Consider the following 12,312-nt stretch of genomic DNA (forward strand, 5'->3'; position numbering starts at 1 on the left):
ATGGCAGGCTGGAAAAATCGCATCGCGCAGACATGTGCTGCACGAGCTCCCCCGTTTATATGATGCGGAACAATGACTGATGCAGGATCGCAATTTTAACGATATCGCCGAAAAATTTGCTCAGAATATCTATGGCACAACGAAGGGGAGACTTCGGCTGGCGGTATTGTGGCAGGATCTTAGCGATCTTTTGACCCGACTTCCGGCACGACCATTGCGCATCCTTGATGCGGGAGGCGGTGAAGGGCAGATGGCGTGTCGTCTGGCGGCTTTAGGACATCAGGTATTGTTGTGCGATGTTTCCGATGAGATGATTCAGCGCGCCAAAAATGCGGCAGAGGCGCAGGGCGTGACCCATAATATGCGTTTTGTGCAGTGTGCCGCACAGGATATCGCGCAATATATGGAAAGCCCCGCCGATCTGATATTGTTCCACGCGGTGCTGGAGTGGGTCGCGCAACCGCAGCAGATGCTGAAAATATTGTATGATTGCCTGTCGCCAGGTGGTGCGCTGTCTTTGATGTTTTATAACCATCACGGACTGTTGATGCGTAACATGGTTCTGGGCAACTTTGATTATGTTCAGGCTGGCATGCCGAAGAACAAAAAGCGCTCGCTATCGCCAGATCATCCGCTGGATCCGCAAGAGGTGTACGGCTGGCTTGATGAAATGGGGCTGACCATTAGCGGGAAAACTGGCGTGCGTGTGTTTCATGACTACCTGCAGAATAAGCAGCAGCAAATTGATAAGTTTGCCGACATTCTGGAGCTCGAACAGCGGTATTGTCGGCAGGAGCCTTTTGTGAGTTTGGGCCGTTATATCCATGTCATGGCGCATAAACCCCATTTGAAGGATGCATTATGAGTGATTTTTCCCAGACTGTACCCGAACTGGTCGCCTGGGCACGAAAAAACGATTTCTCCATTTCCCTCCCTACCGAACGCCTGGCGTTTTTGATGGCGATCGCCACGCTTAACGGCGAACGCATGGATGGTGAAATGAGTGAAGGTGAGCTGATTGATGCCTTCCGCCATGTGAGTCAGGGATTTGATCAGACGAACGAAACCATTACCGTCCGCGCCAATAACGCGATTAACGATCTGGTGCGCCAGCGGTTGCTTAACCGCTTTACCAGTGAACAGGCGGAAGGCAATGCGATTTATCGTCTGACGCCGCTGGGGATTGGCATTACCGATTATTATATCCGGCAGCGTGAGTTCTCGACGCTGCGACTTTCCATGCAGCTCTCTATCGTGGCACAGGAACTCAGCCGTGCGGCCGATGCAGCAGAAGAAGGCGGCGATGAGTTTCACTGGCATCGCAATGTGTTTGCGCCGCTGAAATATTCCGTTGCTGAAATTTTTGACAGTATCGATCTGTCACAGCGTGTGATGGATGAGCAGCAGCAGGGTGTGAAAGACGATATCGCAGCGTTGTTAAATCAGGACTGGCGGGCAGCGATCAGCAGCTGTGAACAACTGCTGACGGAAACGTCGTCTACACTGCGTGAATTGCAGGATACGCTGGAAGCCGCTGGCGACAAGTTGCAGGCGAGCCTGTTGAGCATTCAGGATGCGATTATGAATAATGCGCATAATCTGGAATTTGTCGACAAACTGGTCTTTGACCTGCAAAACAAACTCGATCGCATTGTGAGCTGGGGACAGCAGACGATAGACCTGTGGATTGGCTACGACCGCCACGTACATAAGTTTATCCGTACTGCGATTGATATGGATAAAAACCGCGTCTTCGCCCAGCGCCTGCGTCAGTCGGTGCAGAGCTATTTCGATAGCCCTTGGGCGTTGACGTTTGCCAACGCCGATCGTCTGCTGGATATGCGTGACGAAGAGCTAACGCTGCGTAGTGAAGAAGTGACCGGTGAATTGCCGCCGGAGCTGGAATACGAAGAGTTTAGTGAAATGCGCGAGCAGTTGATCGCGCTGGTCGAGCAGGCGCTACATAAATATAAAGCGCAACAGATTCCGCTGGATTTGGGGGAAGTGATGCGTGAATACCTCGCGCAGCATCCTCGCTCGCGGCATTTCGATGTTGCCCGAATCGTGGTCGACCAGGCAGTCCGCCTGGGCGTAGCCGAAGCAGATTTCACCGGATTGCCTGCATTGTGGCGGGCAATCAATGATTACGGAGCCAAGGTGCAGGCCCATGTCATCGACAAATATTGAACAATTTATGCCAGTGAAACTGGCAACCGCGCTGTCGAATAACCTCTTTCCTGCGCTGGACAGCCAATTGCGCGCCGGGCGTCATATTGGCATTGAAGAGCTGGAAAACCACGTATTTCTGATGGATTTTCAGGAAGTGCTGGAGGAGTTCTACAGCCGTTACAACGTAGAGTTGATCCGCGCGCCGGAAGGTTTTTTCTATCTGCGTCCGCGATCCACCACGCTGATCCCCCGTTCTGTGCTGTCTGAGCTGGATATGATGGTAGGGAAAATTCTCTGTTATCTCTATCTGAGTCCGGAGCGCTTGGCGCACGAAGGCATTTTCAGCCAGCAGGAGCTGTATGAAGAGCTACTGAGTCTGGCGGATGAAAGTAAGCTGTTGAAGCTGGTTAACCAGCGTTCTACTGGTTCCGATCTGGATCGTCAGAAGCTGCAGGAAAAAGTCAGAACCTCGCTTAACCGCTTACGTCGGTTAGGTATGATCTACTTTATGGGAAATGACAGCAGCAAATTCAGAATTACCGAATCGGTGTTCCGCTTCGGAGCTGATGTACGCAGCGGCGATGATGCCCGCGAAGCGCAGCTACGCATGATTCGCGATGGTGAAGCGATGCCTGTTGAAGGTAGTTTGTCGCTGAAAGATGACAGCGACGATAACGATCGCACCGATGATACCGCGCCAGAAACGGGCGAGGATGAATAAGAGCGTATCCCATTCCTACTGGGGTAGGCTCTGTGTTGAGGATGAACAGGAATGATTGAACGCGGTAAATTTCGCTCACTAACGCTGGTCAACTGGAACGGCTTTTTCGCCCGCACCTTCGATCTGGATGAACTGGTTACCACGCTATCCGGCGGTAACGGTGCTGGGAAATCCACCACGATGGCCGCCTTTATTACGGCGCTGATCCCTGACCTGACGCTGTTGCACTTCAGAAACACGACCGAAGCCGGGGCTACCAGCGGTTCTCGTGATAAAGGCCTGCACGGTAAATTACGTGCAGGTGTTTGTTACTCCACGCTGGATGTCGTTAACTCGCGCCATCAGCGCGTGCTGGTTGGCGTTCGTCTCCAGCAGGTCGCGGGTCGCGATCGTAAAGTCGATATCAAGCCTTTCACCATTCAGGGATTACCGACAGCTATCCAGCCGACGCAAATTCTGACGCAGGTGGTCGGCGATCGTCAGGCACGGGTGCTCTCGTTGCAGGAGTTGAAAGATCGCGTTGAGGAGATGGAAGGCGTTCAGTTCAAGCAGTTTAACTCCATCACCGACTATCACTCGCTGATGTTTGATTTAGGCGTGGTGCCGCGTCGTCTGCGTTCTGCTTCCGACCGTAGCAAGTTTTATCGCCTGATTGAAGCCTCGTTATACGGTGGTATTTCCAGCGCCATTACTCGCTCGCTGCGTGATTATTTACTGCCGGAAAACAGCGGCGTGCGTAAAGCGTTTCAGGATATGGAAGCGGCGCTGCGTGAAAACCGCATGACGCTGGAAGCGATTCGCGTCACCCAGTCCGATCGCGATCTGTTTAAACACCTGATTTCCGAAGCGACGTCCTATGTTGCCGCTGACTATATGCGCCATGCCAATGAGCGACGCATCCATCTTGATGGGGCGCTGGAATTGCGCCGCGATCTGTTCTCCAGCCGTAAGCAACTGTCGAGCGAACAGTACCGTCATGTGGAAATGGCGCGAGAACTCGCGGAGCAGAGCGGTGCGGAAGGCGATCTGGAAACGGATTATCAGGCAGCCAGCGACCACCTGAATCTGGTGCAAACCGCGATGCGCCAGCAGGAAAAAATCGAGCGCTATAACGCCGATCTGGAAGAACTAAGCTATCGCCTCGAAGAACAGAACGAGGTGGTAGAAGAAGCGCGTGAGCAGCAGGCGGAAAACGAAGAACGCGCCGATGCTGCTGAGCTGGAAGTGGATGAACTGAAAAGCCAGCTTGCCGATTATCAGCAGGCGCTGGACGTACAGCAAACGCGTGCCATTCAGTACCAGCAGGCACAGCAGGCGTTGGAACGCGCTCGCACATTGTGCCAGTTGCCGGATTTAACGGCAGATAACGCGGACGAGTGGCTGGACAGTTACCAGGCCAAAGAGCAGGAAGCGACAGAAATTCTGCTGATGCTGGAACAGAAGCTGAGCGTGGCTGATGCAGCGCACGGGCAGTTTGAGCAAGCCTATCAGTTGGTGAGCAAGATTGCCGGTGCGGTTAACCGTAACGAAGCCTGGCAGGTCGCACGCGACTTGCTGCGCGACAGCTCTTCGCAACGCTATCAGGCGGAGCGAGTACAGCCGCTGCGGATGCGCCTGTCTGAACTGGAACAGCGCCTGCGTGAACAGCAGGATGCCGAGCGACTATTGCAGGATTTCAGCAAGCGCAACGGTCAGGATTATCAGCCGGAAGAACTGGAGTCGCTCCAGCAAGAGCTTGATGCCCGTATCGAGACGCTGTCATCGCTGGTGGCGGAAGCGGGTGAACGCCGCATGGCGCTGCGTCAGGAGCTGGAGCAAATCCAGCAGCGTATTCAGAAGCTGACGACGCGTGCGCCAGTCTGGCTGGCCGCTCAGGAAATGCTGACGCAGTTGAGCGAGCAAAGCGGCGAAACGTTTGAAGATAGCCGTCAGGTGACGGAATTCATGCAGCAGTTACTTGAGCGTGAGCGTGAAACGACCGTTGAGCGTGACGATATCGCTAGCCGCAAGCGACAGATTGAAGCGCAGATTGAGCGACTGAGTCAGCCGGGTGGTTCCGAAGATCCACGCTTAAACGCGTTGGCGGAACGCTTTGGCGGCGTGCTGCTATCTGAAATTTATGATGATGTGACGCTGGATGATGCGCCGTACTTCTCGGCACTTTATGGCCCGTCCCGTCATGCCATCGTGGTCGCCGATCTCTCGCTGGTACGTGAACAGCTTGCTGGTCTGGAAGATTGCCCGGAAGATCTGTATCTGATCGAGGGGGATCCGCAGTCGTTTGATGACAGCGTGTTTGCCGTTGAAGAACTGGAACGCGCCGTCGTCGTCAAAGTCGCGGAGCGCCAGTGGCGTTATTCCCGCTTCCCGGAAGTGCCGCTGTTTGGTCGCGCCGCGCGGGAAATGCGTCTGGAAAGCCTGCGTGATGAGCGCGAAGCGCTGGCCGAACAGTACGCGACGCTGTCGTTTGACGTGCAGAAAACGCAGCGCTTGCATCAGTCCTTCAGCCGATTCATCGGTACACATCTGGCTGTCGTTTTTGATGAAGATCCCGAAGCGGAAATTCGTACGCTCAGTTCCCGTCGCGGCGAGTTGGATCGTGCGATTGCCAGCTTTGATGGTGAGAACCAGCAGCAACGTCAGCAATATGAACAAGCGAAAGAAGCCAGCGTACAGCTGAATAAACTGATTCCGCGTATTAGCCTGCTGTGCGACGAGACGTTGCAGGATCGCGTGGAGGAGATTCGCGCGGAGCTGGATGAAACCGAAGAGTCTGCCCGTTTCATTCAGCAGCATGGTGCGACGCTGGTTAAGTTGGAACCGCTGGTTTCTGTCTTGCAAAGTGACCCGCAGCAACATGAGCAGTTGCAGGAAGATTATGCTCAGGCACAGAACGCACAGCGGCAGGCGAAACAGCAGGCGTTTGCATTGACCGAGGTTGTGCAGCGTCGCGCACACTTCAGCTATGCCGATTCCGCCGGCATGCTGGGTGAAAACGCTGGTTTGAATGACAAATTGCGTCACCGTCTGGAACTGGCTGAAGCAGAACGGACAAAAGCACGCGAACAGCTCCGTCAGCATCAGGCACAGCTGACGCAGTACAGTCAGGTTCAGGCGTCGCTGAAAAGCTCTTACGATGCCAAACAGGATATGCTGAAGGAGCTGACGCAAGAGCTTCAGGATATCGGCGTACGTGCGGATGCCGATGCCGAAGAACGTGCTCGTCAGCGCCGTGATGAGCTGCATGCGGCATTAAGTACCAACCGCTCGCGGCGTAATCAGTTGGAAAAACAGATTACGTTCTGTGAAGCCGAAATGGACAGTTTGCAGAAGAAATTGCGCAAGCTGGAACGTGATTATCACCAGATGCGTGAGCAGGTTGTCACTGCGAAAGCAGGCTGGTGTGCGGTCATGCGTTTGGTGAAAGACAACGGCGTTGAGCGCCGTCTGCACCGCCGTGAGCTGGCGTATATGGAAGGCGATGAACTGCGTTCCATGTCGGATAAGGCGCTGGGGGCGCTGCGTTTGGCGGTGGCGGACAACGAACATCTGCGCGATGTACTGCGGCTTTCGGAAGATCCGAAGCGACCAGAGCGCAAGATCCAGTTCTACATTGCCGTTTACCAGCACCTGCGCGAGCGTATCCGTCAGGATATTATCCGCACCGACGACCCGGTAGAGGCGATTGAGCAGATGGAGATCGAGCTCAACCGTCTGACTGAAGAGCTAACGGCGCGTGAACAGATGCTGGCTATCAGCTCACGCAGCGTGGCAAACATCATTCGTAAAACGATCCAGCGTGAGCAGAACCGTATTCGTATGCTGAACCAGGGGCTGCAAGCGGTAGCGTTTGGTCAGGTGAAGAGTGTTCGTCTCAACGTCAACGTGCGTGAAACGCATACCACGCTGCTCAATGTGTTGTCCGAACAGCAGGAAATGCATCAGGATCTGTTTAACAGCAACCGCCTGACCTTCTCGGAAGCGCTGGCAAAACTGTATCAACGCCTGAATCCTGAAATTGATATGGGACAGCGCACGCCGCAAACGATCGGTGAAGAACTGCTGGACTACCGCAACTACCTTGAAATGGAAGTTGAGGTTAACCGTGGCGCGGATGGCTGGCTGCGAGCGGAAAGTGGAGCGCTGTCTACCGGGGAAGCGATTGGTACCGGGATGTCGATTCTTGTCATGGTGGTACAGAGCTGGGAAGAAGAGTCCAAGCGCCTGCGTGGTAAAGATATTATTCCGTGTCGTCTGCTCTTCCTCGATGAGGCAGCGCGTCTGGATGCCAAATCGATCGCCACGCTGTTCGAACTGTGCGATCGTCTGGAAATGCAGTTGGTCATCGCGGCACCGGAAAATATCAGCCCTGAGAAAGGGACCACCTATAAGCTGGTGCGTAAAGTCTACCAGAACAACGAGCACGTCCATGTGGTCGGGCTGCGTGGTTTTGGAGCAGAAGCCCCTGAGACGCAGGAGCAAGCCTCATAGTGGAGTGATAAAGTTTATCGCAGCAAACCTTACTGCTCTTTTCCTCTATAATGATAAAGCCGCTTTTTTAAGCGGCTTTATTTTTACGTAAAAAGAATGCTGACAGTGAATAAGTTCATCAAGCTCGAAAGATAATAACCAGAAGAAGAAGCAAAAATATTTTTCTCTTTATATACTGACGGTAAAGCGATGGCAGGCTGCGGAAGGATTTGCGGTTGTATATTGTACAGTGACGACCGTGAATAACGGGCGCGATATAAAAACGATCATATTTCATTCTTTATCGTTTTCTACAATGGAAAACGAAAAATGAGTTTACGCCAGTGCGAGCGAATCCGGTTTGTTATTTCCATGTTCAATGTGGATTGTCGTAAAAGCATAGTGATTAATAAGTACAGGGGATAAATGGATGTTGTTGTTACATAAACGAAAAATGGTCAGGCTGCTGTTGCGCGTGGGTTGTATTTGGGTCGGAAGCCTGTCTCCTTCGTTTTCGGTGCTGGCAGCATCTCCGGCGGTGATATCTGGTTTATCGCAAAGCTCGGGCGCAGTTTCTGTAGAAAAGAGTCGTGCAGGGCTTCTTTCAGCGCTGCCGCACGGCATGTCGGTACATTATCTCTCTGATTTATCATCGCTTTATGCCCAACATCAGATGCAACCGATGTGGGCGGATAATCGCGCGGTGCAACAGTTTCAACAGCAGCTTGCCGAATTGGCGATAGCGGGCGTACAGCCGCAGTTCACTACGTGGGTGACCTGGCTGACCGATCCGCAATTGACCGGGTTTGCGCGCGATGTCGTGCTATCGGATGCAATGCTGGGTTATTTGCAGTTTGTTTCTGGCGTGGAGCGTAACGGCAATGACTGGCTGTACAGCAGCGTACCTTATCGTCTGCAATCGCCTGCGTTGAATATCGTTTCTCAATGGCAACAGGCCGTAAAATCCGGCACCAGTGCGGCCTATGTGGTTTCGCTGGCACCGCAGCATTCACAGTACGCCAAAATGCATGAGGCGCTGAAGACGATGCTGACGGACAATCGCCCGTGGCCGAGTCTGAATTTGACGGAATCTCTGCGTCCGGAACAGCAGAGCCGAGAGCTGGCAGTACTGCGTGAAATTCTGCAGCGAACTGGCATGCTGTCGTCAACGGAGAGCATTACGCTGTTTAACGAAAATACCGCCGCGACGACGATACCGGCAGGTCAGTCTCCGTTGGTCGAGAGTGGGGCTGCGATCTACACGGGTGAACTGGTTGAAGCGGTGAAACGCTTCCAGCACTGGCAAGGGCTGGAGGACGACGGCGTTATTGGTAAGCGTACTCGTGATTGGCTCAATGTTTCCCCACAAATGCGCGCGACGCTGCTGGCGCTGAATATTCAACGCCTGCGCCTGCTGCCGGATAATGTTCACACCGGTATTATGGTGAATATCCCCAATTATTCGCTGATCTATTATCAGGACGGCGCTGAACGCTTATCGTCACGCGTTATTGTTGGACAGCCCAAGCGTAAGACGCCGTTGATGAGCAGTTCGCTGTATAACGTGGTGGTCAATCCGCCGTGGAATGTCCCTACGACGCTGATTCGACAGGATATCATTCCTAAAGTAGTACGCGATCCTGGTTATCTACAGCGTCATGGCTATACGGTGTTGTCCGGCTGGAGTCAGGATGCAGAAGTGATTGATCCATCGATGATCGATTGGCAGATTGTGTCACCAGAGCGTTTCCCTTATCGCTTACGTCAGGCTCCTGGCGCGAACAACTCGCTGGGGCGCTATAAATTCAATATGCCAAATTCGGAAGCGATTTATCTGCACGATACGCCCAATCACAACCTGTTCCAGCGTGATATTCGGGCGCTGAGTTCCGGCTGTGTACGGGTCAATAAGGCATCGGAATTGGCTAGCATGCTATTGCAGGATGCGGGATGGAATAATAGTCGAATTTCTTCCACGCTGGATCAGGGGAACACGACCTTTGTTTCAATGAAGCACCGGATTCCGGTTAATCTCTATTATCTGACAGCGTGGGTAGCGGAAGATGGCAGGCCTCAATTCCGCACAGATATTTACAATTATGATGATACTGCCCGAGCCGGGACGAAAGTCCTCTCCAAAGCAGGGTTATTGCTTCAGTAAGTATTGAAAATACGGGCATTAGTCGTATTGGTATTTTATCGTTTTGCGGGGGATTGATGCGATCTCCCGCAAACCCGTAAGCAAAGCGGGTTGACTCACTTTTCTCTGGCAGTTAAGGTTCAAGGCGGTGCGTTTTTTGCCTCCTTTTATACCGTTATTTTAGCCAGGGTACTCGTTCTATGGATCACATTGACAACCATCGCCGTAAGTGGCTTGCACTGGGTGGTGCCGCGTTTGGTATCGCACTGCTTCCCGGTCAGGCATTTGCAACGTTATCTACGCCCCGACCACGAATTTTAACGCTGGACAATCTGAATACCGGAGAGCGGCTAAAAACGGAATTTTTTGATGGCAAACGGTATAACAAATCAGAACTCTCCCGCCTGAATCACTTTTTCCGCGATTATCGCGCCAATAAAATCAAAACGATAGATCCCCAACTTTTCGATCAGCTCTATCGCTTACAGGTCATGCTGGGCACCAATAAGCCCGTACAGCTGATTTCCGGTTATCGCGCGATCGATACGAATAATGAATTACGTGCGCATAGCAGAGGTGTGGCAAAGCAGAGCTACCACACGAAAGGGCAGGCGATGGATTTTCATATTGAAGGAGTTCAACTGGCCAACATTCGTAAAGCGGCGATGAAGATGCGTGCAGGTGGGGTTGGCTACTATCCGCGCAGTGATTTCGTTCACATCGATACCGGCCCGGTCCGCACCTGGTAAGTCGCTACCGCAGCATGACATTTTTCTGAGACGGTTCGCGAATACATCGCGAGCCGCTCAGTTTATTCAACATGGAGTGATATGAAATATCAAATTGTCCCAGTGACAGCATTTAGCCAGAATTGTACGTTGTTATGGTGTGAAAAAACGAATGAAGCGGCGATTGTCGATCCCGGTGGCGATGCAGAAAAAATCAAACGCGCCGTTGCGGATGCTGGGATTTCGGTTAAGCAGATTCTGTTAACACATGGTCATCTGGATCACGTTGGTGCGGCGGCGGAATTGGCCGAACACTATCAGGTTGCGATTATTGGCCCGCAGATTGAAGATGCATTCTGGCTGGAAGGGCTACCGGCACAGAGCCGGATGTTTGGCCTGGAAGAGTGCGCACCGCTGACACCATCGCGTTGGCTACAGGAAGGTGATGAGGTCAGCCTGGGGGAAACCACGCTGGCGGTTTTCCACTGTCCTGGCCATACACCCGGCCATATCGTTTTCTTTGATGCAGAATCGCGCCTGGCACAGGTAGGGGATGTCATTTTCAACGGTGGTGTAGGGCGTACCGATTTTCCACAGGGCGATCATCAGGCGCTGATTGCATCCATCAAGAATAAGCTGCTGCCGCTGGGTGACGATGTGACGTTTATTCCAGGGCACGGCCCGATGTCAACGTTAGGACATGAGCGCAAAACGAACCCTTTCCTGCGTGAAGATGCCGCGATTTGGTAGTTTCCCTCCCTTTATCAGCAAAAGGGTAGAAATGAAAAAGCCGACACACGGTGTCGGCTTTTTTGATCGCTAAACGGATTAGAGCACGGCAACAATCGCTTCGCAGAGCGGAGCCATATTTTCCGGCGTCATTCCCGCAACGTTGATACGGCCAGAATTCACCGCATAAACGCCGAATTCGTCACGCAGACGCAGAACCTGCTCTTTGGTCAGGCCACTGAATGAGAACATCCCATTCTGGTCGATGATGAAGGAGAAATCCTGCTGTGCGCCTTTTTCCTGCAAGGTATTAACGAACAGCTGACGCATACGCTGAATGCGCTCACGCATCGCCGTTAATTCCTGCACCCAAATGGTTTTCAGCGCGTCGTTGCCCAGAATGGTAGCCACAACGGTCGCACCGTGTGACGGCGGGTTAGAGTAGTTTGCGCGAATAGCCGCTTTCACCTGACTGAATGCTTTATCTGCCGTTGCGGCATCGGCAGCAACCAGCGTGCAGGCACCGACGCGCTCATTGTACAAACCGAAGTTTTTAGAGTACGAGCTGCATACGATCAGTTCATCGTGCTTCGCGGCGAAAATGCGCAGACCTTCCGCATCTTCTTCGAGGCCGCGGGCAAAGCCCTGATAGGCGAAGTCAAACAGCGGCAGCCAGCCTTTCGCTATCGACAGATCAGCCAACGTAGCCCACTGCTCAGCTGTAGGATCGATACCGGTTGGGTTATGGCAGCAGCCGTGGAACAGTACCACGTCACCCGCTTTGGCGGCGTTCAGGCTGTTCAGCAGACCATCAAAATCCAGCGCATGGTTCGCTGCATCGTAGTAGTCATACTGGCACACTTCCAAACCGACGGCAGAGAAGACGTTATTGTGATTTGGCCAGGTTGGGTTGCTGATCCAAATGCGCTTTGCAGATGTCTGATTGGCAATGAAATCCGCCGCTACGCGCAATGCACCCGTTCCACCTGGGGTTTGCGCCGTACGGGCACGTTTGTCGGCAATGATGGCATTCTGCTTGCCAAACAATAGCTCCTGCGTGCACTGACCGAATGCTGGCAGACCGTCAATGCCCAGATAGTTTTTGGTGGTTTCATTTTCCAGCAGATACTGTTCTGCTTTTTTTACGCTGGTCAGAACCGGAGTTTTACCGGTTTCATCTTTATAGACACCAATACCCAGATTGATTTTATTCGCGCGGTCATCGGCGCGGAAAAGATCGGTCAGCCCGAGAATAGGATCGGCCGGTGCGGCAGAGATATTTTCAAACATTGCCAGAATGTTCCATAACTGAGATGAAATAAGAATTCTCAGAGTACCGTCAGTAAAAGGCTTTG

General features: G+C 52.8%; 8 protein-coding genes. 7 read left to right on the top strand and 1 reads right to left on the bottom strand.

Translation table 11 applies throughout. The features are described from left to right. Positions 1-79: 79 nt before the first annotated feature. From cmoM to I2D83_RS09760, 7 genes are all read left to right on the top strand, one after another. Complete coding sequence (cmoM, locus tag I2D83_RS09730) at positions 80-865, top strand: tRNA uridine 5-oxyacetic acid(34) methyltransferase CmoM (protein ID WP_015840025.1); 786 nt, start codon at positions 80-82, stop codon at positions 863-865. Beyond that, positions 862-2,187 (top strand): chromosome partition protein MukF, encoded by a 1,326-nt coding sequence (mukF, locus tag I2D83_RS09735; RefSeq protein ID WP_015840026.1) that lies wholly within the window; start codon positions 862-864, stop codon positions 2,185-2,187. Before cmoM ends, mukF begins: the two co-directional genes overlap by 4 nt. After that, complete coding sequence (mukE, locus tag I2D83_RS09740; RefSeq protein WP_010277044.1) at positions 2,168-2,890, top strand: chromosome partition protein MukE; 723 nt, start codon at positions 2,168-2,170, stop codon at positions 2,888-2,890. Before mukF ends, mukE begins: the two co-directional genes overlap by 20 nt. Positions 2,891-2,941: 51 nt before the next feature. Beyond that, positions 2,942-7,381: a chromosome partition protein MukB gene (mukB, locus tag I2D83_RS09745; protein WP_181838226.1), complete on the top strand. Its 4,440-nt coding sequence runs from the start codon at positions 2,942-2,944 to the stop codon at positions 7,379-7,381. 409 nt (positions 7,382-7,790) lie between these two features. Beyond that, entirely contained in the window at positions 7,791-9,521 is a 1,731-nt protein-coding gene (gene ldtD, locus I2D83_RS09750; protein ID WP_181844272.1) for a L,D-transpeptidase, read from the top strand. Between the two features lie 179 nt (positions 9,522-9,700). Next, complete coding sequence (gene mepK, locus I2D83_RS09755) at positions 9,701-10,249, top strand: peptidoglycan L,D-endopeptidase MepK (RefSeq protein ID WP_015840029.1); 549 nt, start codon at positions 9,701-9,703, stop codon at positions 10,247-10,249. 81 nt (positions 10,250-10,330) lie between these two features. Further along, positions 10,331-10,978 carry an MBL fold metallo-hydrolase gene (locus I2D83_RS09760; RefSeq protein ID WP_180776953.1) on the top strand — a complete coding sequence of 216 codons (648 nt, stop codon included), beginning with the start codon at positions 10,331-10,333 and terminating at the stop codon, positions 10,976-10,978. A gap of 78 nt (positions 10,979-11,056) precedes the next feature. On the opposite strand, the gene I2D83_RS09765 is transcribed toward I2D83_RS09760, so the two are convergent. Beyond that, complete coding sequence (locus I2D83_RS09765) at positions 11,057-12,247, bottom strand: amino acid aminotransferase (RefSeq protein WP_205948006.1); 1,191 nt, start codon at positions 12,245-12,247, stop codon at positions 11,057-11,059. Positions 12,248-12,312: the final 65 nt, after the last annotated feature.

The sequence above is a fragment of the Pectobacterium aroidearum genome (genome assembly GCF_015689195.1).
Lineage (GTDB): Bacteria > Pseudomonadota > Gammaproteobacteria > Enterobacterales > Enterobacteriaceae > Pectobacterium > Pectobacterium aroidearum.